Genomic DNA, 24,569 nt, shown 5'->3' on the forward strand with positions numbered 1-24,569 from the left:
TAAAAAGGGGAGACGCGATGCGGTTGATAAAACGCAAACAGCTGGCAGCTTGTGCCTTGTTGCTGGTGGCCGGTGCCGGCAAGGCGGCTGCGCCGGAGGCCGCATCGCCCACGGATGCGTCGCGCACCGTGCGCGTGACGGGCCACTACGACAACGCCGTCGGCACCTCGGACGCGGCCAGCCAAGGCGTCATCACCAATGAGCTGATCGTCAACCGGCCCGCCTTGCGCACGGGCGAATTGCTGGAATTCGTGCCGGGCCTGATCGTCACCCAGCACAGCGGCGACGGCAAGGCCAACCAGTATTTCTTGCGCGGCTTTAACCTCGACCATGGCACGGATTTCGCCACCTATGTGGACGGCATGCCCGTCAACATGCGCACGCATGCGCATGGCCAGGGCTATTCCGATCTCAATTTCCTCATTCCCGAGCTGGTGCAGCGCATCGATTACAAGAAGGGGCCGTATTTCGCGGACGAAGGCGATTTCGCCTCGGCGGGCGCGGCGCGCATCCGCCTGGCCGACAGATTGCCGCAAGGCCAGGCCAGCGTGTCCGTGGGCCAGCATGGTTATGTGCGCGCCGTCGTGGCCGATTCCCTTGATGCGGGACCAGGCACCTTGCTGTATGGCCTGGAAGTGAACCGCAACAATGGCCCCTGGGACGTGCCGGAGCGCGTGCGCAAGGTCAGCGGCGTGCTGCGCTACAGCCAGGGCACGCCGGACGACGGCTTCAGCGTGACGGCCATGGCCTACAAGAACAGCTGGAACGCCACGGACCAGGTGCCGCTGCGCGCCGTGGCGTCCGGCCAGATCGGCCGTTTTGGCTCGCTCGCGCCCAGCGACGGCGGCGACACCTCGCGCGCCAGCCTGTCGTATGCGATGCGCCGGCGCATGGAAAACCGGGTGTTCGAGTTTGACGCGTACCTGATCCGCTCGCAGCTGGAACTCAACAGTGACTTCACCTATTTCCTGGCCGACCCGGCCGCCGGCGACCAGTTCCAGCAAAGCGAGCGGCGCACGGTGGCCGGTGTCAACACGAGCGAAAGCTGGACCACGGAGCTGGCGGGGTTTTCCATGCGCAACAAGCTCGGCGTGCAGGCCCGTTATGACCGGGTGTCGCCCGTGGGCCTGTACAGCACGGTGGACAGAGTGCGGCAAGCCACGGTGCGCGAAGACCGGGTGCGCGAGGCCAGCGTCGGCCTGTACGGCGAAAACACGACCCAGTGGCTGCAGTGGCTGCGTTCCGTGGCGGGCGTGCGCTACGACGCCTACCGTTTCAATGTGGCCAGCAGCATCGCCGGCAACAGCGGTACGGCAAGCGACCACGTGGTGTCGCCCAAGCTGTCCTTGATCCTCGGGCCGTGGAGCCAGACGGAATTCTTCGTGAACTACGGCAAGGGTTTCCATAGCAATGATGCGCGGGGCACGACGCAGACGCGCTTGCCCGATGGCACGCCTTCGGCTCCCGTGACGCCCCTCGTGCCGACCAGGGGCCTGGAACTGGGCGCGCGCTCGGAATGGCTGCCGGGCCTGCAAAGTTCGCTGGCGCTGTGGCGGCTCGATCTCGCGTCGGAACTGCTGTTCGTCGGCGACGCGGGCGAAACGCAGCCGAGCCGTGCCAGCCGCCGCCACGGCATCGAGTGGAACAACCATTATGTTGCCGCGCCGTGGCTGCTGTTCGACCTGGACCTGGCCGCCTCGCGCTCGCGCTACACGCAAAACGATGCGGCCGGCAACCATATTCCGGGCGCGATCGGCAAGGTCGCGTCGTTCGGCGTGACCGTGACGGACCGGGGGCCGTGGTCGGGCGCCTTGCAGCTGCGCTATTTCGGCCCCCGTCCCCTGATCGAAGACAACAGCGTGCGCTCGGCCTCGACCACCCTGGCGTATGCGCGCCTCGCTTACCAGCTCAACCGCAAGACGCGGCTGTCGCTCGACGTCTTCAATCTGTTCAACAAGCGCGCCAGCGACATCGATTACTACTATGCGTCACGGCTGCCCGGCGAGGGGGCGGACGGCGTGAATGACCGGCACTTTCATCCCGTCGAACCCCGGTCCGCGCGCTTGACCTTGTCGTATGCGTTCTGATAACGATAAACTGGGGCATGACCGATCACCTAGTAAATACCAGTAAATTCCTTGCCCTCATACTGCGCCACTCTCCCGAAAAAATCGGCCTCGCGCTCGATGCCCAGGGCTGGGCCGATATCGGTCAGCTGCTGGCGCACGCTGCCCAGCATGGGCGACATATTTCCCGCGAACAATTGGATGAGGTGGTGGCGCGCGACAGCAAGACGCGCTACGCCATCAGCGATGACGGCTTGCGCATCCGCGCCAACCAGGGGCATTCCTTGGCCGCCGTCGATATCGCACTGCCGCCCGCCACGCCGCCCGCCATGCTGTACCACGGCACGGCCAGCCGTTTCGTGGAAGCGATCCGCGCCGGCGGCCTGCTGCCGGGATCGCGCAATCACGTGCACCTGTCGTCCAGCCGCGAAACGGCCGTGGCCGTGGGTGCGCGCCACGGCAAGCCCGTCGTGCTGACGGTCGATGCGGCCGCCATGCAGGCGCAGGGCCACGTGTTTTATGTGTCAGACAACGGCGTGTGGCTGACGCAGGCCGTGCCGCCGGCGTTCATCGGTTTTCCCTGATTAATGGCTTAGCGCCCTGGCCCTGGCTTGCCCCTGGCGCTTGCGCCGCCAGATAAGCACGCCCGTCACGCTCAGGCCCGCCACCAGCACGCCCATGGCGCAGATGAACAGTTTGAAGGGCCAGCCCCACATCGAGGCCATGTGCAGGGCGCTGATCCAGCTGCGGATGGTGTCGCCGCTGGCCGCGCCCGTGGGCAACCAGGCGGCCAGCTGCCGGCCGCTGGCCGCGTCAAAGAAGACGGTGGTCAGGCCCTTGTGTTCGCGCACGTCGCGGCTGCTGCGCACGCTGTAGCTGTAGACGCCCAGCCCGCGCTCATAGGCCAGCGCGTTTTCCTCGAGGATGGCAAAGTGCCCGCTGCGCGCCAGTTGCGCCATCAGGCTGCGGCCTTGCGCGCGGGCGGCAGGCCAGTCCAGCCGCGGCCCCGGCGACGGCGTGTGCCGCGCCACCACTTCCTCGGCTGGCTGATGGGGGAACAGCGGATGCATCACGGCCGCATACGCGCCGTACAGATTGAAGGCCACGCCGCTCCAGGCAAACACCAGCAGCATGGCCCACAGCCACAGGCCGCCCGCGCGGTGCAGGTCGAACACCAGTTTATAAGTGCCGCCATGGCGGCGCAGCAGCCACGACGGGCGCCAGCGCATCAGCCACGGTTTGCTGCCCGGCGAGCGTTTTTTCAGGCGTGCGGGGAAGGTCAGGGCGGCGCCGACGAAGCAGTCGATGGTCCAGACGATGGCGATCAGGCCGAAGATCAGCAAGCCCGTGTCGCCCAGCGCCAGCGCATAGTGCAGGCGCTCGATGAAGGGCAGCAGGTTGATGGCGCCCTGGCCGATCTCGCCCCATTTTCGCTGGCCGAGTAGCGCGCCCGTGTACGGATCGACGAACACTTCATCGCTGGCCAGCGGCGCGTCGCCAGACTGGCGCAGGTAGAACACCATGCTGTGGCCGGGCGGCGCCGACAGCGGCGCGTAGCTGAGCTGCGCCTGCGGGAAGCGCGCGGCGACGGACTCGCGCAGCAGCAGGGCGTCGAGCGGCGCGGCGCGCGGCGTTGGCGGCGCTGCGCGGAAGACGGCAGGCAGCAGGGCCGCCTCCAGTTCATCCTTCCACGCGAGCGCGCTGCCCGTGACGCCGGCCACGATGAGGAAGCCGGCCATCAGCAGGCCGGCGTAGCGGTGCAGCGCCGCCAATGCAGGGCGCATTTGCAGCGATGGCATCAAAAGCGGTACATGGCGCTGACGTTGGCCGTGCGTTCGGCATTGCGGTAGCACAGATTGGGCAGGTAGCCGCAGTCATACAGGGTCTGCTTGTTGAACACATTGTTGACGTTGAGGGCAAACTGCCACGGTCCGCGCGATACGCCCAGCGCCGCATCCCATTGCGTGATGCCGCCATTGCGGATATTCAGGTTCTCGCCGTCGGAGTTCGAGCGCATGGCGCCGAGAAAGCGCATGCCCAGCGCCGCATACGCGGGCAGCGCCGTGCCCAGGTTGAACGATTGGCGGGCCCAGGCCGAGGCGCTGTGGCGCGGCGCGCCCGCTTGCTGCAGACCCAGGTCGCCGTTATTGCTCTTCCTGACTTCCGTATCGAGGTAGGTGTATTGCGCGATCAGGCTCAGGCGGCTGGCAAACTCCGTGCGCGCTTCCAGTTCCAGGCCGCGCGAGCCCACCTGGCCCGTTTGCTGCAGGCGGCCCGGATTGCCGATGTCGGAGGTGGTGACGTTGTCGCGCACCAGGTCGAAGACGGCCGCCGTATAGCTGGCGCGCTGGCCCACGGGTTCGTAGCGCACGCCCGCCTCGAACTGCTTGCCGCGCGATGGCTTCAGGGCGCTGCCGTTGGCCGTGATGCCTAGTTCGGGCGAGAACGAAGTGGCGTAGCTGACGTACGGCGCCCAGCCGCCATCGAGTAGGTAGACGGCGCCCACGCGGCCCGTGGTGGCCGATGGCGACTGGTGGAAGTCGGGTTTGACGGCGCCGCTATGGAGGTCGGTGACGTCGCGCGACTGCGTGGCCTTGTCGCGGCGCAGGCCGGCCGTCACGACCCAGTGGTCCCATTTCAATTGATCCTGCGCATACAGGCCCAGCTGGCGCGACGGCGCTTCAGCGCGCGTGGGCGCCTTGGCGGGAAGCAGCGGCTGCTTGCCGTACACGGGCTGGTACAGGTCGATCGGCGCGATAAAGCCTTTTTGATGGCGGTAGTCGTCCGTGTTGCGGATGTTCGCGTAATCGACGCCCAGCAGCACCTGGTGCGCCAGGCCGCCGGCGGCAAAGCGCGCCTGCAGCTGGGTGTCGGCGAACAGGCTTTTCGACGCCGTATCGACGGGCATGAAATAGCGCTCCACCGTGCCATCGTCATTCAGGCCCAGGGGGAACATGTCCGTGCGGTCGTTGTTCAGGCGCGTGTAGCGCAGGTTCTGGCGCAGCGACCAGGTGTCATTGAAGCTGTGCTCGAACTCGTAGCCCAGCATGGTATTGCGACGCTTGAAGCGGTTATCGTCGCCCATCAGGTTGACTTTCGGATCGACCTGGCCGCGCGGGCCAGGCTGCAGCAGCTGGTTGGGAAACGCGTACTGCTGGTTGTCCTGTTCGTAGCGGGCCAGCAAAGTCAGGCGCGTGGCCGGTCCCGCCTGCCACGTGAGCGAGGGGGCGAAGTACAGGCGGTTGTCGCGGTCGCGCTCCAGCCGCGTATGGGCTTCGCGGCCCAGCATGACGACCCGGTACGTCCAGGCGCCCGGCGCGTCGAGCGTGCCGCCCACGTCGGCTTTCAGCTGGCGGCGCTGGTAGCTGCCGTACTCAATCCCCACTTCGCGCACGGCATCCGCGCTGGGGCGCTTGCTGACGGCGTTGACCATGCCGCCGGGCGGAATCTGCCCGTACAGCACGGACGCGGGCCCGCGCAGCACTTCCAGGCGTTCCAGGCCATACGGTTCGATCGAGGCGCCAAAAGTGCGGCCCGAATTGCGCAAGCCATCCTGCAGGATGCCGTTCGTCTCGATGGTGAAGCCGCGCAGCAGCGAGGAATCGTCGCTGCCCAGCGGGCGCTGGTTCGGCGTCACGCCGGCCGTGTAGCGCAGGGTTTCATCGAGCGACTCGGCATTGCGGTCGCTGATTTCATCGGCCGTGACCACCGATACGGATTGCGGGTTCTCGTTCAGGGCCGTGTCGGTCTTGGTGGCCGAGGCGCCGCGCCGCGCCACATAGCCGCGCACGGGACCGGTGGCCGTCTCGCGCTCGCTGCTCGCATTGATGGTGATGGCGGGCAGGGTGGCGCTGGCCGGCGCTGGCGGCTGTGCCGCGGAGGCGTCCGCGCGCAGCGCATACGCGCCATTCGCGCCTGCCACCAGGCGCACGCCCTGGCCGCGCAGCAGTTCCTCGAAACCCTGGCGCACCGTGTAGCTGCCCGCCAGGCCGCCGCTGCGCTTGCCCTGCAGGAGGGCCGCATCGGCCGACAGTTCCACGCCGGCCGCGCTGGCGAAACTGGTCAGCGCACGTTCCAGCGGCCCGGCGGGAATGGCGTACTGGCGCTGCGCCTGCGCGTTGCCGGCCACCTGGGCGTGGGCGGCAGGGGCCGTGACGGCCACGGCGCCGAAGGCGGTACCTGCCAGGAACAGGGCCTGGATGGCGGCGGCGAGGGGAAACGGACGCAGCTTGGGTGCGGGAGCGGTCAGGCGAGGAGGCATGGTGCAAATCCTTGGAAAGTGGCGGGGAAAAATCGGTTCTTCCCGTATTCCGAACGAAAAGCCAAAACCCTCAACGTTTTTTCATTTATTTTGCAGGTATTTTTCAGCTAGCCTGGCGCGGCCCCACGCTGACCCAGTAGCGCGTGCGGTAGCGCAGTTGCACGGGCAGGCTCAGGGTCAGGTTGGCCAGCGAGCGGTCCGTGTCGCGCAGCGTATACACGCCCGTCACGCGCAGGCCGGCGATGGACTCGTCGCAGCGCAGCACGCCGTGGCGGTAGCGCCCCAGCTCGGCCAGCAAGTCATCGAGGCGCATGCGCTCGGCCACCAGGCTGCCCTGCGCCCAAGCGGCGGCGCTGTCTTCCACGCTCGCCACGTCCTGCACGTCCTGCCGCGTGTAGCCGGCGCGCTGGCCCGCCTGCAGATGCAGGGATTCCGCCCCGGCGCGGGCCGGCTGCAGGGCCACGGCGCCCTGGAAGACGGCGACCTGGCTGACGCCATCGTCGAGGCGCACGGAGAAGCGCGTACCCAGTGCCGTGGCCGTGCCCTGCGGCGTTGCCACCAGCAGAGGGCGGTAGACTGCCGCGTTTTCATGCGCGCTGGTGACGAGGATGGCGCCCGCGCGCAGCACGATGCGCCGTTCGCCGGCGTTGTAGCGCACGTCGATGGCGCTGGCCGTGTCGAGCACCACCTGCGTGCCGTCGGCCAGCACGATGGCGCGCGTCTCGCCCACGACAGTGCGGTAGTCGCTGCCCATGCCCATGCGTTGCCACAGGCCGGACTCGTGCGCCAGCAGGGCCGTGCCGCCGCCCGCCGCGATCAGGCCCAGCAGCTGCAAGGCGCGCCGGCGCCCGGTGGCACGGCGCTGGACCGGCGCCAGCGCGCCGCGCGCCACCTCGCGCGGCAAAGCGTCGAATTGCCGGGCGAAGCGCTGCAGCCGGGCCCAGGCCCGCTCGTGCTCGGGGTGGGCGGCGCGCCAGGCGGCGCACGCATCCGCGTCGGCCGCGCTGGCGTCTTCCGCCCACAGCCGCGCCATCCACTCGGCGGCGCGTTGCAGCGCGGCAGGGGCGATGGGGGCGCCGTCCGCTTGGGAACTCATGCGAATTGCGCCGCGCAGCAGGCCAGCAGGGCGCGGGCGATGTACTTTTCCACGGACGAGACGGATACGCCCAGGCGCGCGGCGATGTCGGCATACGCCATGCCTTCGAGCTTGCACAGCAGGAAGGCGTCGCGCACCTTGGCCGGCAGGCTGGCGAGGATGGCGTCGATTTCCAGCAGTGTCTCGACGATCAGCGCGCGCATTTCCGGCGTGGGGACGGTCGCTTCCGGCTGCGCGGCGATGGCGTCCGCATAGGCGGCCTCGATATGCCGTCGGCGGAACAGGTCCACCACCAGGCCGTTGGCGATCTGCGCCAGATGCTGGCGCGATTCTTCCGGCTGGGGCGCGCGGCCCCGCGCGAGGATGCGCAGATACGTGTCGTGCGCCAGGTCGGCCGCATCGAAGGCGTTGCCCAGCTTGCGGCGCAGCCAGCCCTGCAGCCAGCCGTGATGGTCGCTGTACAGGATTTCGATTTGATGGTGCAGTTCCAGTTCCGGGCGTAGCATGCAACCTTTCCATGCCATGGTCCGCGGGACAGCGTGGCCTTGATGCGATTGAGAATTGTTCGTATTGTAGCCCGATTGCCGCGACTTGTGGCCCGGCAGTGGCGGGCCAGCAACGCTGTCGGGCCCGCATCAGGCCGGGATCAGCTTGATATCGGCCACCCGCTCGACCAGCCACACGCACGCCACCAGGGCAATCACCAGCGATCCCACGGTCAGCACTTGCCGGTACAGCCAGGTCTTGCGCAGCAGCCAGGCGAGGGGCAAGAAGGCGGCGACGATGGCCAGCTGGCCGATTTCCACGCCCACGTTGAAGCCCAGCAGGCTGGCCAGCAGCGAGCCTTGCGGCAAGCCCAGGTCGCGCAGCACGCTGGCAAAGCCGAAGCCGTGGATCAGGCCGAAGGCGAACGCGGCCACGGGCCGCTTGCCGCGGAACAGGGGCAGCAGGTTGTTCAGCGCGGCCAGGATCACGGAAGCGGCGATCGCCGACTCCACCCAGCGCGACGGCAGCGATACGAGCGACAGGCTGGCCAGGCTCAGGGTGATGGAATGGGCGAGCGTGAACGCCGTGACGACTTTGAAAACGTCAATAAACGCCGCATTCAAACCCAGAGGCAAAGCCTGGGGTCGGACCCTCAGGGGGAATATGCCCCAATGGGGCACATTCCGCTCCTGGAAGGACAGACCCCAGCTCTCTGCCGTTGGGTTTAAACGGTCCGTGTCATTTGGACTTTTTAGCAGCACGGCCGGCAGCAGCAGCGACAGCAAAAACAAAATATGGTCGTAGCCGATCCAGATATGCCAGATGCCGTGTTTCACGTAGGCGCCGAACTGCGCCAGGCGGTCGGGCGCGGCCAGCGAAATGGTCTGGCGCGGGCTGTCCGGGTCGAAGATGGCCGTTTGCGTGGCGTCGCCGCTGTCGATCTTGAGCAGCCCCTTGTGCTGCGGATCGAGGTCGGCGAACAGCGTATAGCCAATGGTCAGATTGGCTGGCGCGGCGCCCGGGCAGTCGGCGCGAAAGCGCAGCACGTTGTAGGCGCCGTCCGTATGGTTGTCGATCAACTGTTCGACGGCTTGCAAGGGGCAGACGCCCTGGTCGCTGACCAGTTGCAGGCGCTGCAGCGCGTAGGCGGCAATCGCCGCATGGCGCGCGCGGATTTCATCCCAGGTCAGCGCGCCGTCGCCATTGCCATCGAGGCCGATGGCGAAATCGAGGTCGCGCAGGGCGATATCCCATTGCCCCTCGACCTGCTGGCCATGCACGGCCAGGCTCAGATAGCTGTCGCTGGGCTTGTGGGCTTGCGCGGGTGCCAGCCAGGCGCACAGGAGCAGGATGAACAGGCAGCGCTTTACAGCACACCTCACAGCACACCTGCTTTCTTGATAAAACTGACTTTTTGTCCATCCTGCGGCCCCAGCTGTCTGACGAGGCGCTGCAGAGCCACGTCTTCCACGCCGTTGGCCGCCACCCACGCCAGTACGGGCCGGGCCGCCGCGTAGTTGCGCGCGGCCAGGGCGGCTTCGAGCGCAATGCGCATGTCGGGCACTTCCTTCTGGATGGCCCAGTTCTGCTGCGCCAGCTGCAGGGCGGCCGGCACATCTTTTTGCAAAAACAGGGCGAAACGGGCTTGCTCGCGCTGGTGCACGGTGTCGCCCCGCTGCATGGCGGCGGTGAAGCGGGCCGCCAGCTCGGCCTTGGCCGCCTGGAATGCCGCTTGCCGGCCGGGCAGCGATTGCAGGGCCAGTGCGTAACGCAGCAGCAGGGCGTCGATGCGCTGCCGGTCTTGCAGCAACTTGACGACTTCCTGCGGACGCTGCCGGTCCAGCAGGAAATCCGCGTAGGCGCCCAGCAGATAGCTGTCGCGCGGCTGCCGCGCCAGCGCGGTCTTGTAGCGGGCTTCGGCCAGCGTTGAATCTCCGCGCCGCGTGGCCATTTCCGCCAGCAGGGTGGCGGCCCAGCTTTCCAGCTCGGGCGCCGCGCCGGCACTTCTTTGCAGGGTCAGGTCCAGCAGGCGCTCGCTGGCGGCGGCGCGCCCCGTGACGCTGGCGATATTGGCAAGGCAGGTGACGGTGACCAGCTGCGTCGTGAGCGCTGACAGGCGGGCGCAGCTGGCTGTCGCCTGCGCGTAATCGCCCTGCACGGTCAGGACGGTGGCGCGCGTCAGCCAGGCCTGGCCATTCGCCGGTTCCTGCGCGATGACGGCGTCGAGGTCTTGCAGGGCGAGACCGAACTTGTGGGTGCTTTGCAATATGGTGGCGCGCAGCAGGCGCACGGGCAGGGGCGGTGCCGCTTGCCGCCACCAGGGCGCCAAGGCCGCTTGCGCGTAACCGAGGTAGCGCGGGTCCGTTTCGCTGCGCGCCAGGGCGATGTAGCGCTGCGCCAGGCTTGCCGCCAAGGCCAGGTCTTGCGGCGTAGCATTCAATTGCTGGCGCAGGCCGCGCAGCTCGCTCTGCGTGGCGTCGGCGCGGCGCGGCAGCTGTTCGATGACGGCGCCGCCGTCTTTCGGCGTGTAGGGCGCGGCCAGGGCCAGCAGGGGCAGGCAGGCGCACAGCAGGGAAATCGGTGTTTTCATCATGGATGCCATCAACAGTCATTGATGCGGGCGCCGGAGAGCGGACTCCCCGGCGCCCGCGAGGGCCTTACAACGGCACCGGTTCCGTGTCTTCCGGCGACGTCGCCATGATGGCGTCGATGGCGACGCCATCCTTGTCATCGCTGGTGGTCAGGATGACGTTGCTGACGGCCACATAAAACGCATCGAGCAAGACCACGGGCGGCGGCGTGGTGCCGCCGTTGCCGTTATCGCCGTCGTGGCTGCTGCTGCCGCCACCGCAGCCGGCCAGCAGGGCCGCGAGCGCCAGGGCGCCGATCAGATAGAGCTTTTTCATCGCGTTCTCCTTGTTACTGCTGTGGCGAACCGGCCACGGGCGTTTTCAGGTAAGGGAAACCCGCCGTGAAGAAGGTTTCATCCAGGAAAGCGCCGTCCGTGAAGTGCAGGGCGCCGGCCGGTGCGTCGGCCGGGGCGCAGCCGATGTTCAAGGTGCACAGCTTGCCCATGGCCACGCGCAGCACCACGTCGACCACGTCGTCGCCAGGGCGGCGGCCGTTCGGGAAGCCCGCGTTATCGCCGCCGATGACGCCGAGGCGGTTTTGCGCACCGACGTTGGTGGGCGCGATCGACGTATTCAGGCGCAGCATTTCCGATGCCGTCACGGTGACGGGCTGGTTGACGCCCTTGATGCCCGTCAAAAAGGTGGCCACCAGGTCGTTGCGGGGGAAGTTGGTGGGCGCCTTGGCGCCTGCCGAGCCGAACAGTACTTCCACCAGCGCCGGCGCTGTCGGGTTGGTGACATAGTCGGCAAACTGCGCGTCGCCCGACGGTTTGCTGGCGTTGAAGCGGTCTTTGTCCTTCAGGCCGATGACCAGTTCATTCACCAGCGGCATGCCCAGGCGCGATACCTGCACCCATGCACCGCCTTCCTTCGAGGCCGCGGTGCTGCCCGGCGCCGGGTTCAGCAGACGCCCCTGGCGCAGGCTGGCCGTGGTCCAGCCGCCGATGACGGGCTCCAGGCCCGCCGTCAGGCACGCGGTTGGCACTTCCATCTCGATGGCCGTGACGTTCTTGCGGGCCAGGTCATCCCTGGCGGCGGACTCCGCATTCGCGGCAAACTCCGTGGCAGGCGCCTTGATGTTAATCAAGTCAAACGTTTCGCCCAGGTTGACCACGAACGGGTCCTTGCGCTGGCCGACGAACATGCGCGCCGGCGTGGCGCAGCCGGGGATGTTGACCGTGTAGACGTGCTGCGCGGCATACGCGGCATAGTTGGGGATGGACTTGGTGCCGATGTAGTCGACGGGCTTGTCGAACGTCGTGCCGCCGCCTGTGGCGTTGGTCACGCTACTGCGCGTGCCCGAGCGGCGGTCGCCCCGCACCACCGTCACGCTGTAGGTTTCGCGCACGTTCAGGCCGGCCGGGTTGACGGAATCGATGGCGCCGCCGTTGATGACGAGCGGAATCGACACTTTCTTGCCGCCCACGGTGAACTGGCCGTCCTTGATGGTATTGCTGAAGCGGAACTGGAAGGTGAGGTCTTCCTTGCCGTCGCCATTGTTGTCGATATGGATTTCGTACAGGGCGTTCGGGTCCATGGCGAAGTAATTCGGGCCGCCGTAGGCGTCCTGCAGGGGAATATAGTCGGCCACCAGGGTGGTGTAGGCGCCGCGGCCCGCTTCATAGCTGCGGAACATGTAGAAGTCGGTGGCGTCGACTTTGGGGTTTTGCGTGATGAACGGCGCTTCGCGGTGGCTGGACGCGTAGGCGGCTGGCGCGATGGCCAAAGTGAAGGAAACGGCGAGAAGGTTGCCCAGGAGTGCGGCGCCCAGTGCGGTTTTCGAGTATGACAATGACATTTCGATTCTCCCGATTTTTGTTGGCGTTGACAGACAAGTCCAAGAAACTGCAGGCTGCCTGGCTTATACGAACGGCTACAAAAAACGGATTCAACTCTTTGTCAAAGTCTGCAACTGACCTTGTAGGCCCCCTACCAGGCCAGCACTTTGGGACCGAGGGCGGCGCCGATGGCGGTCGGCACCAGCATGCCCAGCACGTACCAGAAGCCGACGAAGCTGGCCGCCAGCTCCGGGCAATGCAGGCAATACACGAGGGCAGCCATGCCGCCGGCGGCAAAACCGGCGGCGGCGCCGGCCAGCCGCAGGCGCGTGGGCGCCAGCTGGCGCATCAGGCGCAGCACGGCGGCCAGGATGGGCAGCGACAGCATGGCGATCAGCAGGGGGCAGCTGCGCCAGGTGGCGCCCCAGAACAGATCGGCGCGCTGTTCGGGCGGCGCTTCGTTCAGGATGATGGCGCCCAGCGCCCACATCAGCAGCAGGGGCATGGCGAGCAGCAGGGGCAGGGCGCTTGTGTTGGCGCCCGGCACGCACAGGCGGCGGCTGACGTGCCAGGCCGCCAGGCACAGGCACACGACGAAGCCCACCTTGATCCAGAAGTCGGGCAGCAGTGCCAGCTGTTCCAGGTTGGGCCGCACGCCCAGCAGCATGGCCATCAGGGCCACGCTGGCCAGCAGGCCGGCGCCCAAGGTGCCTGCGGCGCGCCAGTGCGTGCCGGGCGGCGCCGCGGCGGCCACGTCCGGGCCGCTGGCCAGCATGGCGATCAAGTCATCGGTTTTCATGGTGCGTTTCCTTCTATCCTTAAATGGGCCGCCAGGGCCTTCAAGCCGCGGTGCACGGCCACCTTGACGCTGGCTTCCGAAATGTCCATGGCCGCCGCCGTGTCGCGCACGGACCAGCCGTCGAGCTTGGTATGCACGATGGCGTCGCGCTGCTGCGCCGGCAAGGTGGCCAGCAGCTTGCCCAGGTCGCGGCTGGCCTCGGCCGCCTCGGCATCGGCGCTGGAAAACAGTTCCTGCGCGCTATCTTCTTCGTCATACGGCAAGTGCTGCGCCTCGCGCCGACCATGCCGGCGCAGCCAGTCGATCATCTTGTAGCGCGCGATCGCATGGATCCACGACGTCAGCGGCACCCCCGTGTCATACGTCAAGCGCTGGTTGTGGATGGCCAGCAGACACTCCTGCACCAGGTCTTCCACCTCGTCCGGCCAGCGCTGCAGGCGGCGCCGGAAAAACGCGCGCAAATGGGCGCTGCTTGCCTGCAAGAAACTGCGATACGCCGCCGCATCGCCATCGAGGCCGCGCAGCATCAAGCCGTGCAGCCGCAATTCCGTGCCGTGCAACTGCTCGCTTATTGGTATTCGTTGCATGCAAGCCTTTGGTGACAGGCGTTGAAAAAAATAAATCTTAAATTATTTGAGGGTGGCTGTAACCAATCCGCACGGTGCGGCGAATTGACAGGCAAGCACGCTTCCTATTTTTAATATACCGGTGAAAGACCATGGACATCAAGCAGCGCCTTGCAACATTACTTTTACCCTTGCTGAGCATGGCTGTGGTAGCGCCGGCCATGGCGCAGATGGCTTCCGGCCAGCGCTGCGAAGTCAAAAGCGGTGCGCAGACGGCGGCGCTGGTGGAGCTGTACAGCAGCGAAGGCTGCTCCAGCTGCCCGCCCGCCGACCAGCGCCTGAACGCCTTGCGCAAGGAAGCGGGGGCGGCCAGCCTGATCGTGCCGCTGGCCCTGCACGTCACGTACTGGGACCAGATCGGCTGGACGGACCCGCTGGCGCAGGCGCAATTCGATGCGCGCCAGGCCGAGCTGTTGCGCCACCAGCCGCGCCATGTGGCCTATACGCCCCAGTTCTTCGTGGGCGGCACGGAATTGCGCGGCTGGGATACGCAGCTGCCGGCCGCCATCCGCCGCATCAACGCGACCGCCGCGCCCGTCGCTATCCGCCTGTCCGCCACGCCGGCGCCGGGTGGGAAGCTGCTGCTGGAAGCCGATGCCAGCGCGCCGGATGCGCGGACGGACGGCCAGCTATACGTCGCCATCAGCGAAAACGGCATCGTCTCGACCGTGCTGCGCGGCGAAAACCGCGGCGCCACCCTGCATCACGATGCGGCCGTGCGCCTGTGGCTGGGGCCGGTTGCGCTGGCGCAAGGCCGCGCCCGGCTGCGCCGCGAAGTCAGCCTGCCCGCCAGCTGGCGCCCGGAAAACCTGCAAATCGTCGCCTTCGTGCAGCGGGCCGACAGCAGCGCCATCCTGCAAGCCGTCAGTACGGCATCCTGCGCGAAAGGGGTGATGTGATGAACGGACAAGCGAGCGTGATCCACCCTGCCTGGCTGCGCCTGACGCACTGGTTCAATGCCGTGGCCGTGGTAGTGCTGGCCACCAGCGGCTGGCGCATCTACAACGCGGCGCCATTCTTCCCGTTCGAGTTGCCACGCGCGCTGACCCTGGGCGGCTGGCTGGGCGGCGCCCTGCAATGGCATTTCGCCGCCATGTGGCTGCTGGTGGCCAATGGCCTGCTGTATCTGGTCATCAATATCGTCTCGGGACGGCTGTGGCGCCAGTTCTTTCCCCTCTCGCCGCGAGCGCTGCTGGCCGATTTCATCGCCGCGCTGAAGGGCAAGCTGGCCCATGCGGACCCGCGCCGCTACAACATGGTGCAGCGCGCCGCCTATCTGTTCGTCATGCTCGATTGCATCGTGCTGGTGCTGTCCGGCCTGGTGCTGTGGAAATCCGTGCAGTTTCCCCTGCTGCGCGAACTGCTGGGCGGCTACGAGAGCGCGCGCAGGGTCCACTTCATCGCCATGGCGCTGCTGACGGGCTTTGTGGGCGTGCACCTGCTGATGGTGGCACTGGTGCCGCGCACCCTGGTCGCCATGTTGCGCGGCCGCTAAGGAGATGAGCATGAAAAAAACCATCCTCGTGCAAGAAGAGGGCCAGGCCATGCTGGCCGACGCCTTGCGCCAGATCAAACAGCCGTCGCGGCGCCTGTTTTTGCAGCGCAGCCTGACTCTGGGGGGCCTGTCCTTGCTGACGGGTTGCAACGCCAGCGACCCGTCCAGCATCGAGACAGCCTTGACGGCCGTGTCGCGCATGAACGACCGGGTGCAGGGCTGGCTGTTCGACCCGAATAAACTGGCGCCGACTTACCCGGACTCCATGATCACGCGGCCGTTTCCCTTCAACGCCTATTACGGCGAGGATGAGGTGGAACAGGTCGATGGCGACGCCTGGCGCCTGGAGTTGAGCGGCTTGATCGCCGACAAGAAGCCGTGGACCCTGCCGCAGCTGCGCGCCTTGCCGCAGGAAACGCAGGTCACGCGCCACATCTGCGTGGAAGGCTGGAGCGCCATCGGCAAGTGGGGCGGCGTGCCGTTTTCCCATTTCCTCAAGCGCGTGGGCGCCGACACGACGGCCAGATACATCGGCTTCCAGTGCGCCGACGATTATTTCACGAGCATCGACATGGCCACGGCCCTGCATCCGCAAACCATCATGGCCCTCACGTACGACGGCCAGGAATTGCCGCCGAAATACGGCTACCCGATGAAATTGCGCATGCCGACCAAGCTGGGCTACAAGAACCCCAAGCACATCCAGGCCATTTTTGTCACGAATACCTACCCGGGAGGGTATTGGGAGAATCAGGGCTACAACTGGTTCGGCGGTTCCTAGAAAGGCCGGGGAGCCGGCCAGGGCGGCGTTGCATTGCCTTGTCGTACTAGTCGTACTGCCTGCGGCAATGCGCCTGGCCCTGAGCACCTCCCGGCCTTCCTTATGTTCAGCAGCAAGCAGCACCCTGTAGCGCAGCAATAGTTTTACCACCGGGCAATCTCGCCCATCCAACACTGAGACAAGGACATATCATGAAAACCACCATTACCACCTTCGCCGCCATCATCGCTTCCGCCATCCTCATGTCGGGCGCCGCGTTTGCCCAGGACGCCATGCAGAAAGACGCGATGGCCAAGCCTGCCTCGGCCGACGCCATGCACAAGGATGCGATGGGCAAGGACGGCATGCACAAGCCGATGGCCAAGAAACACATGAAGAAGGATCACATGGCCAAGGATGGCATGGCAAAAGATGCCATGGGGAAAGACGGTATGAAGAAGGATGAAATGAAAAAGGATGAAATGAAAAAGGATGGCATGGCCAAGGATGCGATGGCCAAGTAGTGCAGGGGCCTGGCGCCGTCAACGCGATGGCGCCAGGCCGCGCGCGTCTTCCAGCGTTCACCCATGCTGCCGCATGATGCGAAGTTGCTAATTGGTGTAAGCTTGACGCCTCCTGATTTCCCGCATGCACAGTCATGACCGAACCGTCCGTTGCCACGCTGTCCCCCGAAGCACATCCTTCCGATAAATCGATCCGGCGCCGCTCGCTGTTCGCCGCCTGCAGCGCGCATGCCGTGCATGACGGCTTGACGGACGTGATCTATGTGCTGCTGCCCATCTGGCAGGCGCAGTTTGCCATCAGCTACGCCATGGTGGGCCTGTTGCGCGGGTCCTACTCGGGCATGATGGCCGGATTCCAGCTGCTGGCCAGCCGGCTGGCCAGGCGCTGGGGACGCGAGCGCATGCTGGTGGGCGGCACGGCGCTGGCCGGCGTCGCCTACCTGATCGCGGGGCAAGCGGGCGGCCTGGCCGTGCTGCTGATCGCCTTGCTGCTGGGCGGCCTGGGCGCCAGCACCCAGCATCCGCTGGCTTCGTCCATCGTCACCGATACGCACGAGGCGGGCGGCGGCGTGAAGGAGGCGCTGTCGCACTACAACTTTGCGGGCGATATCGGCAAGACCCTGATTCCCGCGCTGGTGGGCTTGCTGTTGCTGGTGTGCAGCTGGCAAGCGAGCGTTTCCCTGCTGGGCTTGCTGGGCCTGGCGGCGGCCGGCTTGCTGTGGTGGTTGCTGCCGAAGCCGGAAGAGATCCAGGCCAGTCAGAAGAAAGCGGTCAAGCCCGTCACTGGCAGCGGCTCCAAAGCAAGCTTTCGCGCGCTGCTGGCAACGGGCACCCTGGACAGCGCCGTGCGGATGGGTTTTCTCACCTTCTTGCCGTTCTTGCTGAAAAGCAAGGGCGCGGGCACGGCCGGCATCGGCGTGGCCTTGTCGCTGCTGTTCGTGGGCGGCGCCTTCGGCAAGTTGCTGTGCGGCTACCTGGGCGCGCGCATCGGCATGATGAAGACCGTGTGGCTGACGGAATCGATGACCTCGCTGCTGATCGTCGCGGCCCTGTGGCTGCCGCTGGCCGGCATCATGGCCATGCTGCCACTGCTGGGGCTGGCGCTGAACGGCACCTCGTCCGTGCTGTACGGCGTGGTGCCGGAACTGGCCGAGCCGGGCAAGCGCGAGCACGCGTTTGCCCTGTTCTACACGGGCAGCATCGGCGGCGGGGCGCTGTCGCCCGTGCTGTTCGGCGCGCTGGGCGACCATACCAGCGTGCCCACGGCCTTGCTGGCGCTGGCGGCCGTATTGCTGCTGACCTTGCCGCTGGCGTGGAAGGTGCAGAAGGGGCTGGCGCATGGCGCCGCCGCATGACAGGATGCCTCGCATGAGTCTGCCATTGCCGCGCGATAAACACGACACGGGCAATGCGCAAGCCCTGACCGCCTTGCGCTGGGAAGAACTGCGTCCCGCCATGCCGCAGATCCTCGAGTGGGTGCAGGACGCGAACTGGCCCGTGGCCGCCGTCCTCCTGCCTTTTCTGGCCAGCATCGGTCCGCGCCTGGCTCCCTATGTCAAAACGGTGCTGGCCAGCGACGATGAACAGTGGAAATATGTTGTTCTGCTGGGCATCGTGCGCCATTCCTCCGGGCTGGCTGCCGCGGTGGACGGGCAATTGCAGCGCTTCGCCCTGGCGCCAACGGCTGCCGAGCTGGAAGAAGGCGTGGCCGAGGCGGCCCGGGAGATTTTGGCGGGCAGCGGCGCTGGTGCGGCGTGACTTGCCCGCCAGCACCTGCATCGTCTACACTCGCCGCATGAAAAATTTTGAAAAGCGGCGCGACCGCTATGACTTGTTCCGGGCGTTCGACAATCCCCTCGTCAACATCAATTTCCAGCTCGACGTGCCCGATTTCCGCCCCTGGTGCAAGGAACGGAACATTCCCGTGTTTCACTTTTTCCTGTTTTGCCTGCTCAATACGGTCAAGGAAATCGATAATTTCATGTACCGCATCTGCCAGGGCGAAGTGATCCGTATCGACGATTTTCCCGCGTCCTACACCGTCATCAACAGCGACGAGAACCTCAATTACACGCGTTTTGCCATGACCGACCAGCTCGACGTATTCATCGAACGCAGCCTGGAAGCCAAGCGCATCGCCGAAGCGAGCTGCGCGCTGATCAACACGGGCGAGGGGCAAAGCGAGCGCGAGCAGCGCAACAATATCTTCATTACCTGTTTGCCATGGCTGGAGCTGGCGGCCATCGAGCACCCGATCTGCCGCCACCGCGACGCGGATATCCCGACCTTTACCTGGGGCAAATTCGGCCCGCCGCAGGACGATGGCCGCATGCGGATACCGTTTTCGGCGCAGGCCCATCACGGCTTTGTCGACGGCTACCATGTGCAGAAACTGGCGCAGGCGCTGGCGCAGCGCATCGCCGCCATGATTGCCTAAGCTAAATAGTCGCTGGGCGCCTGCCCCAGCACGCGGCGGAAGGCGGCCGTAAAGGCGCTGGGGCTGGCATAGCCGAGATCGAGCGCCACGCGGGTGACGGCTTGCCCCTCGGCCAGCCGCGTGATGGCGGCCAGCAGGCACGCTTGCTGGCGCCATTGGGCAAAGGCCAGCCCCGTCTGGGCGCGGAATTGCCGCGTAAACGTGCGGCGGCTCATGCCTGCCTGCGCCGCCATCGCGTCCAGGCCGCTGTCCAGGCTCGGCTGTTCGAGCACTGCCATGCACAGCCGCGCCAGCCTGGCGTCCTGCGGCAGGGGCGCGCTCAGGGGCAGGGGATTGGCAGCGGCGATCTCGTCGAGCAGCAAGGCCATCAACCGTCCGGCGCGCGACGCTTGCACATACAAGGCTTCCACGGTCACGGCTTCGGCCAGCAACTGGCGCAGCAGCGGCGAGGCATCGAGCACCTGGCAATCGGATGGCAAATCCATCCTGGCGATGGCGTGCGGATCGACAAACACATTGTGCATGGTCACGGCGCCATGCATGCGCATGCCGTGGACGAGTCCGGCCGGTAGCCAGCAAGCCCGTTGCGGCGGCACCAGCCAGTTGCCCTGCGGCGTGTGCACGCTGATGACGCCGCGCGCCGCATACGCGAATTGCCCGCGCGCATGGCTGTGACTGGGGAATATCTCGCCGGGGGCATAGTCGCGCGCCGTGGCGATCAGTGTGCGCGGCACTTCCGTATAAAAATCATCCATGGCCCATACTCTACAGTATTTGACCTGCCATCGAAAGCGGGCCGTTGCCTGTGCCACTACCATGCAGACTTTTCCTTCAAGGATGCATATGCACAATACCTATCATCGCGTGGGTCATGGCCCCCACGCCGTCATCGTCCTGCACGGCTGGTTCGGCGACGCGCACGCGTTTGCGCCGATGGAAGCGGCCCTCGATGGCGGCGCTTTCATCTATGTCTTCATGGACAATCGCGGCTATGGCGGCATGCGCGGCGCGGCGGGAGAATATTCGATGGAAGAGGTCGCCCGGGACGCGTTGGCCTTGGCCGATGCGCTGGGCTTTGCCACATTCAGCGTGGTCGGTCACTCCATGGGCGGCATGGCGCTGGAACGGCTGGCCTTGCTGGCGCCCTTGCGTTTGCGCAAGCTGGTGGCCGTGGCGCCCGTGCCCAGCTGCGGCGTGGCGCTGCAGGGGCCGGCCCGGCAACTGTTTCTCGATGCCAGCGCGAACATCGATGCGCGGCGCGCCATCATCGATCGCAGCACGGGCGGGCGCTTGCCTGCAAGCTGGCTGGACTGGAAGGCGCAGTATTCGTGGGAAAGTTCGGATCAGGCCGCGTTTGCCGCCTATTTTCTCGCGTGGAGCGAAACGGATTTCAGCGGCGAAGTGCAAGGATCAGCGCCGAAACTGCCCTTGCTGGCGCTGGTGGGGGAACACGACCCCCGCTTCGATGCGGACTTGATGCGCCGCACGTATCTGGCGTGGTACCCGCAAGCCCGGCTGGAGGTGCTGGGCAATGCGGGACACTATCCGATGAATGAAACGCCGCTGGCCCTGGCGGCCAGCATCGAGGCGTTTCTATCGGCGCAGTGACCTTATGCTGCCTTGCTGCGCAGGCGCAGCAGGCTCAGGCCCAGCAGCACGAAGGCGCCGCCCGTGATGCGGTTGAACAGCTTGGCGCGGCCCGGCGTTGCCAGCTGGGTTTTCAGCAGGCGCGCCAGGTTGGCGTAGAACAGGTGGGCCAGCATGGCGCAGGCGACGAACGAGGTCGTCAGCACGGTGAACTGGATGGCCACCGGCTCGCCCGGCGTGATGAATTGAGGGAACAGGGCCGAGAAGAACAAAATGGCTTTCGGATTGGTCAGCGCGACCGTCAAGCCCTGGCGGAAGAGTTTCCAGAATGAATTTGGATTCGCCGCGCCTTGCACCACCGGCGCATCGGCCACGACGCTGGTCTTGCTGCGCCATTGCTTGATGCCCAAGAACACCAGATACAGGGCGCCGGCCAGTTTCAGCAGCATGAAGGCCGTGGCCGAGGTGGCCAGCACGACGCCCATGCCGGCCATGGCCACGCCGGAAATGATGAACAAGCCAAAACCATTGCCCATGCTGCTGATCATCGCGCGGCGGGGGCCGACGGCGATGGCATTCGAGATGGCCAGCAAGACGGCCGGGCCGGGAGAAAACGTGACGAGCAGGGCGACGCTGCAGAAAAGCAGCCAGTTCGAGAGGTGCATGGGTGTTCCTGGGTGGGGCCGAAGCCGGATTGGGGAGTCAAAACACGTCTATTGTACGAAGTTTTCGGCTCCCGCGCCGGCGGCCCCGCCTGAATCAGGCTTTGCTTCAGGCGAACAGGCTGGCGACCACATGGTTGATGGCGGCGCCGCCGGCGATCAGCCAGCAGAACAGCAGGCCGGCCAGCAACAGGGGCTTGATGCCGGCGCGGCGGATGGCCGACATGTGCGTCGTCAAACCCAGGGCCGCCATGGCCATGGCCAGCAGGGCCGTGTCGATGTCGGTGATGGTGGCGACCGTGCCCGCTGGCAACAGGCCCAGCGAATTGAAGGCCACCACGGCAATAAAAATGAAGGCGAACCAGGGAATCGCCAGCTTGGCCGCCTTGTCGTGGCTGCCACCTTTGGCCTTGCCGCGCGCCAGCACGGCCGACAGGATGACGAGGAAGGGGGCCAGCATCATTACGCGCACCATCTTGGCGATCACGGCCGCATTCGCCGCCTCTTGCCCGATCGACTTGCCGGCCGCCACGACTTGCGCCACCTCATGCACGGTCGAACCGATGTACACGCCAAACGCCGTGGGCGTGGCGCCCAGCACTTGCCAGCCTTGATTCAGCTGGTACAGCACGGGATACAAAAAGATGGCGATGGTGCCGAACACCACGACGGTGGAGACGGCGACAGTGACGTCTTCGCTGCGCCCCTTGACGACGGGTTCCGTCGCCATCACGGCCGCCGCGCCGCAGATCGAGCTGCCCGCGCCGATCAGGATGGCGCTGTTGCGTTCCAGCTTGAATACCCTGGTGCCCAGGAACATGGCCAGGCCAAATGTGGACGCCAGCACCAGCGCGTCGATGGCGATGCCGGCCAGGCCCACTTGCCCGATATCCTGGAACGTCAAACGGAAGCCGTACAGGATGATGCCAAGACGCAATAACGTCTGCTTGGAAAAGGCCACGCCCGCGCCGCAAGTGGGTGCCAGGCCGCCATACACGCTGTTGCCCAGCACAATGCCCAGCATGATGGCCAGGGTCAGGGCGCTCATGCCGTGGCTTTGCATCCATTCCAGCTTGCCCAGCGCGATGGCGCCCCAGGCGATCAGGCCGCTCAGCAGCAGGCCCGGCAGGAGGCGGCCATAGCGGTCGCTGAAACTTGTTGTGTTGCTTGTAGAGAGGGAAGACATGCCGTACTCCATGGTTCTTAGTTCGTATGGCATGACTGTACAGTTCGCTAATTAAATGGTAAAACGGATTGTTTTTGTATGTTTAACCTGAAAAATAGGTAAATCAGATGGCTTTGACTTTGCGGCAACTGCAGATTTTCCTGGCCGTGGCGGACACGGGCAGCACCAGCGCGGCCGGCGAGGTGATTGCACTGTCGCAATCGGCCACCAGCGCGGCCCTGAACGAGCTGGAAACTCTGCTCGGTGCGCAACTGTTCGACCGGGTCGGCAAGCGATTGCTGCTCAACGACAATGGCCGCCTGCTGTTGCCGCAGGCGCGGCAGATGCGCGACGCGGCCGCCAGCATCGAGCGCCAGTTCGCGGGCGCCGACCCGTCCGTGCCCGTCAGCCTGCGGATCGGCGCCAGCACGACCATCGGCATCTATCTGTTGCCGCAGATTTTGGCCCAGGCGGCGCAGCAGTACGGGCGCAGCATCCCGCAGGTGACGATTGCCAACACGGCCGACATCGCGGCCGCCGTGGCGGAGTTCCGTGTCGATATCGGCCTGATCGAAGGACCGTGCCACGAAGCGGGCCTGCTGGTGGAGCCGTGGCTGACGGACCAGATGCTGATCGTGGCCGCGCCCACGCACCCGCTGGCGCAGCTGCGCCATTTGCTCAGCTTTGCGGAGCTGAACCAGGCGGGCTGGCTGCTGCGCGAGGCGGGCTCGGGCACGCGCGAAGCCGTGGAGCAGGCGCTGGTGCCGTACCTGCACTATCTGCGCGCCGCAGGCGAGTTCAGCAATTCGGAAGCGATCAAGTATGGCGCGGCGGCCGGTCTCGGCATCGCCTGCCTGTCGCGGGTGGTGGTGGCCGATTTGCTGGCCAGCGGCCAACTGGTGGAGCTGGAAACCATGCTGCCGCCCCTGGAACGCAATTTCTATCTGATCCGCCAAGCCAAAAAGATCCTCTCGCCCCGTTTGACAGGTTTTCTGGAACTGTGCCGCCACGCCTCGCGCATGGCTTGACGTTTTTCCATATATGGAATAAATTCCCTTATATGGAAAATTCGATACTCACAGAGAGCGAGACGGAACAGCGGCTCGCAGCGCGCCTGAAACAGTTGCGCGTGGAGCGGAGCTGGTCGCTGGACCAGCTGGCTCACTTGAGCCAGGTCAGCCGCGCTACCCTGTCTCGCCTGGAAAATGGCGAAGTCAGCCCGACGACAGCCGTGCTGGGCAAGCTGTGCGCCGCGTATGGCCTGGTCATGTCGCGCTTGCTGCGCATGGTCGAGGACGATTTTCCGCCCCTGCTGCGGCGGGGCCAGCAAAGCGTGTGGACGGACCCGGACACCGGCTTCATCCGCCGCTCCGTCTCGCCGCCGTCGCGCGCGCTGGCCGGCGAAGCGCTCGAATGCGAGCTCGGCGCTGGCGTGACGATCAGCTATGCCGCCTCGCCCCGGCCCGGCATGGAACATCATCTGCTGCTGCAAGAGGGCAAGCTCAACGTGACGGTCGACGGCCGCTCCCACGATTTGATGCCCGGCGATTGCCTGCGCTACCAGTTGCATGGCGCCAGCGCGTTCACGACGCCAGCCGACAGCGGCGCCCGCTATTTCTTGTTCATCGTCTGAGGTTGATATGTCCCCATCGCTACGCCATTTTTCGTCCGCCGATATTCTTGTACGCCTGCCGGAACTGGGCGCCTTGCTGCAAGACTGCGTGCACGACGGCGCCAGCATCGGTTTTATCCTGCCGTTCGATACGGCGGCCAGCCAGGCTTTCTGGACGGATAACGTCTTGCCGGCCGTCACGCGCGGCGTGCGCCTGCTGCTGGTGGCCGAAGTGGAAGGCAAGGTGGCCGGTGCCGTGCAGCTGGACTGGGATACCAATCCCAACCAGGCGCACCGGGCCGAAGTGCGCAAGCTGCTGGTCGCGCCCGCTTTCCGCCGGCATGGCATCGCCCGCCAGCTGATGCAGGCGCTGGAAGAACAGGCGCGGCAGCTGCCGTGCAGCCTGCTGACCCTGGATACGCGCAGCAGCGACCATGCGCAAGCGCTGTATTTGTCGCTCGGCTACGTGGTGGCGGGCTGCATCCCCGCCTATGCGCTGGCGCCGGCCGGCGACCGGCTGGACGCCACCACCATCCTGTACAAGCAACTGCAGCATTGACCTGGCAAAGGGAACTCATGCATTGC

26 protein-coding genes are annotated in these 24,569 nt (G+C 65.9%); 13 read left to right on the plus strand and 13 right to left on the minus strand.

The genetic code is table 11. The features are described from left to right. Positions 1–17 precede the first annotated feature (17 nt). Both AC1RBA_RS02805 and AC1RBA_RS02810 read left to right on the plus strand, forming a co-directional pair. Positions 18–2,087 carry a TonB-dependent receptor gene (locus AC1RBA_RS02805; RefSeq protein ID WP_492416461.1) on the plus strand — a complete coding sequence of 690 codons (2,070 nt, stop codon included), beginning with the start codon at positions 18–20 and terminating at the stop codon, positions 2,085–2,087. A 17-nt stretch (positions 2,088–2,104) separates the two neighbouring features. Beyond that, the gene (locus tag AC1RBA_RS02810) at positions 2,105–2,650 is read left to right on the plus strand and encodes an RNA 2'-phosphotransferase (protein WP_492416463.1); all 546 of its coding nucleotides are present in this window, start codon (positions 2,105–2,107) and stop codon (positions 2,648–2,650) included. Here the strand turns inward: AC1RBA_RS02810 and AC1RBA_RS02815 are convergent, their stop codons facing one another. The 10 genes from AC1RBA_RS02815 to AC1RBA_RS02860 form a co-directional block, all read right to left on the minus strand. Next, entirely contained in the window at positions 2,651–3,865 is a 1,215-nt protein-coding gene (locus AC1RBA_RS02815) for a PepSY-associated TM helix domain-containing protein (RefSeq protein WP_492416465.1), read from the minus strand. Further along, on the minus strand, positions 3,865–6,327 hold the full coding sequence (locus tag AC1RBA_RS02820) for a TonB-dependent siderophore receptor (RefSeq protein WP_492416466.1): 2,463 nt from the start codon (positions 6,325–6,327) through the stop codon (positions 3,865–3,867). Before AC1RBA_RS02820 ends, AC1RBA_RS02815 begins: the two co-directional genes overlap by 1 nt. A 103-nt stretch (positions 6,328–6,430) precedes the next feature. Continuing rightward, entirely contained in the window at positions 6,431–7,423 is a 993-nt protein-coding gene (locus AC1RBA_RS02825; protein ID WP_492416468.1) for a FecR domain-containing protein, read from the minus strand. Next, positions 7,420–7,929 (minus strand): sigma-70 family RNA polymerase sigma factor, encoded by a 510-nt coding sequence (locus AC1RBA_RS02830; RefSeq protein WP_230502962.1) that lies wholly within the window; start codon positions 7,927–7,929, stop codon positions 7,420–7,422. The genes AC1RBA_RS02825 and AC1RBA_RS02830 overlap by 4 nt, the downstream gene beginning before the upstream one ends. Before the next feature lie 129 nt (positions 7,930–8,058). After that, positions 8,059–9,291, minus strand: a complete 1,233-nt coding sequence (locus AC1RBA_RS02835; protein WP_492416470.1) for a HupE/UreJ family protein — start codon at positions 9,289–9,291, stop codon at positions 8,059–8,061. Continuing rightward, positions 9,288–10,502: a tetratricopeptide repeat protein gene (locus AC1RBA_RS02840; protein WP_492416472.1), complete on the minus strand. Its 1,215-nt coding sequence runs from the start codon at positions 10,500–10,502 to the stop codon at positions 9,288–9,290. The genes AC1RBA_RS02835 and AC1RBA_RS02840 overlap by 4 nt, the downstream gene beginning before the upstream one ends. A gap of 64 nt (positions 10,503–10,566) precedes the next feature. Beyond that, a complete protein-coding gene (locus AC1RBA_RS02845) occupies positions 10,567–10,815 on the minus strand; it encodes a hypothetical protein (protein WP_230502968.1) in 249 nt (82 codons plus the stop codon). A gap of 13 nt (positions 10,816–10,828) precedes the next feature. Then, positions 10,829–12,337, minus strand: a complete 1,509-nt coding sequence (locus tag AC1RBA_RS02850) for a DUF4331 domain-containing protein (protein WP_492416474.1) — start codon at positions 12,335–12,337, stop codon at positions 10,829–10,831. A gap of 131 nt (positions 12,338–12,468) precedes the next feature. After that, positions 12,469–13,116 carry an NrsF family protein gene (locus AC1RBA_RS02855; protein ID WP_070218432.1) on the minus strand — a complete coding sequence of 216 codons (648 nt, stop codon included), beginning with the start codon at positions 13,114–13,116 and terminating at the stop codon, positions 12,469–12,471. After that, positions 13,113–13,703 (minus strand): sigma-70 family RNA polymerase sigma factor, encoded by a 591-nt coding sequence (locus tag AC1RBA_RS02860; protein WP_070218431.1) that lies wholly within the window; start codon positions 13,701–13,703, stop codon positions 13,113–13,115. The genes AC1RBA_RS02855 and AC1RBA_RS02860 overlap by 4 nt, the downstream gene beginning before the upstream one ends. Positions 13,704–13,834: 131 nt before the next feature. Between AC1RBA_RS02860 and AC1RBA_RS02865 the strand changes: the two genes are divergently transcribed. The 7 genes from AC1RBA_RS02865 to AC1RBA_RS02895 all read left to right on the plus strand — a co-directional run bounded on the left by AC1RBA_RS02865 (position 13,835) and on the right by AC1RBA_RS02895 (position 18,958). Further along, entirely contained in the window at positions 13,835–14,641 is an 807-nt protein-coding gene (locus AC1RBA_RS02865) for a DUF1223 domain-containing protein (RefSeq protein WP_071650140.1), read from the plus strand. After that, positions 14,641–15,237 carry a cytochrome b/b6 domain-containing protein gene (locus tag AC1RBA_RS02870; RefSeq protein ID WP_492416477.1) on the plus strand — a complete coding sequence of 199 codons (597 nt, stop codon included), beginning with the start codon at positions 14,641–14,643 and terminating at the stop codon, positions 15,235–15,237. Before AC1RBA_RS02865 ends, AC1RBA_RS02870 begins: the two co-directional genes overlap by 1 nt. Before the next feature lie 4 nt (positions 15,238–15,241). Beyond that, on the plus strand, positions 15,242–16,018 hold the full coding sequence (locus AC1RBA_RS02875; protein ID WP_070218429.1) for a molybdopterin-dependent oxidoreductase: 777 nt from the start codon (positions 15,242–15,244) through the stop codon (positions 16,016–16,018). 191 nt (positions 16,019–16,209) lie between these two features. After that, a complete protein-coding gene (locus tag AC1RBA_RS02880; protein WP_070218428.1) occupies positions 16,210–16,521 on the plus strand; it encodes a pentapeptide MXKDX repeat protein in 312 nt (103 codons plus the stop codon). Between the two features lie 134 nt (positions 16,522–16,655). Next, entirely contained in the window at positions 16,656–17,876 is a 1,221-nt protein-coding gene (locus tag AC1RBA_RS02885; RefSeq protein ID WP_492416479.1) for an MFS transporter, read from the plus strand. Between the two features lie 13 nt (positions 17,877–17,889). Beyond that, on the plus strand, positions 17,890–18,279 hold the full coding sequence (locus tag AC1RBA_RS02890) for a DUF5071 domain-containing protein (protein WP_492416481.1): 390 nt from the start codon (positions 17,890–17,892) through the stop codon (positions 18,277–18,279). A 37-nt stretch (positions 18,280–18,316) separates the two neighbouring features. Continuing rightward, positions 18,317–18,958 carry a CatA-like O-acetyltransferase gene (locus AC1RBA_RS02895; protein ID WP_492416483.1) on the plus strand — a complete coding sequence of 214 codons (642 nt, stop codon included), beginning with the start codon at positions 18,317–18,319 and terminating at the stop codon, positions 18,956–18,958. On the opposite strand, the gene AC1RBA_RS02900 is transcribed toward AC1RBA_RS02895, so the two are convergent. After that, positions 18,955–19,713, minus strand: coding sequence for an AraC family transcriptional regulator (locus AC1RBA_RS02900; protein WP_492416485.1), 759 nt, complete (start codon positions 19,711–19,713; stop codon positions 18,955–18,957). The two genes, AC1RBA_RS02895 and AC1RBA_RS02900, sit on opposite strands and share 4 nt — an antisense overlap. An 88-nt stretch (positions 19,714–19,801) precedes the next feature. On the opposite strand from AC1RBA_RS02900, the gene AC1RBA_RS02905 reads away from it, so the two are divergent. Next, positions 19,802–20,566, plus strand: coding sequence for an alpha/beta fold hydrolase (locus AC1RBA_RS02905; protein WP_492416487.1), 765 nt, complete (start codon positions 19,802–19,804; stop codon positions 20,564–20,566). A gap of 2 nt (positions 20,567–20,568) precedes the next feature. On the opposite strand, the gene AC1RBA_RS02910 is transcribed toward AC1RBA_RS02905, so the two are convergent. Further along, positions 20,569–21,210 carry a LysE family translocator gene (locus tag AC1RBA_RS02910; RefSeq protein ID WP_070218425.1) on the minus strand — a complete coding sequence of 214 codons (642 nt, stop codon included), beginning with the start codon at positions 21,208–21,210 and terminating at the stop codon, positions 20,569–20,571. Positions 21,211–21,316: 106 nt separating this feature from the next. Beyond that, positions 21,317–22,393: a YeiH family protein gene (locus AC1RBA_RS02915; protein WP_492416489.1), complete on the minus strand. Its 1,077-nt coding sequence runs from the start codon at positions 22,391–22,393 to the stop codon at positions 21,317–21,319. Positions 22,394–22,500: 107 nt separating this feature from the next. On the opposite strand from AC1RBA_RS02915, the gene AC1RBA_RS02920 reads away from it, so the two are divergent. From AC1RBA_RS02920 to AC1RBA_RS02930, 3 genes are read left to right on the plus strand one after another with little or no spacing between them, the layout of a single operon-like run. Next, positions 22,501–23,400: a LysR family transcriptional regulator gene (locus AC1RBA_RS02920; RefSeq protein ID WP_492416491.1), complete on the plus strand. Its 900-nt coding sequence runs from the start codon at positions 22,501–22,503 to the stop codon at positions 23,398–23,400. 32 nt (positions 23,401–23,432) lie between these two features. Next, complete coding sequence (locus AC1RBA_RS02925) at positions 23,433–24,005, plus strand: helix-turn-helix domain-containing protein (protein ID WP_492416493.1); 573 nt, start codon at positions 23,433–23,435, stop codon at positions 24,003–24,005. A gap of 7 nt (positions 24,006–24,012) precedes the next feature. Further along, the gene (locus AC1RBA_RS02930; RefSeq protein WP_492416494.1) at positions 24,013–24,543 is read left to right on the plus strand and encodes a GNAT family N-acetyltransferase; all 531 of its coding nucleotides are present in this window, start codon (positions 24,013–24,015) and stop codon (positions 24,541–24,543) included. Positions 24,544–24,569 lie beyond the last annotated feature (26 nt).

This window comes from Janthinobacterium sp. GW823-FHT03B06 (assembly GCF_058796955.1).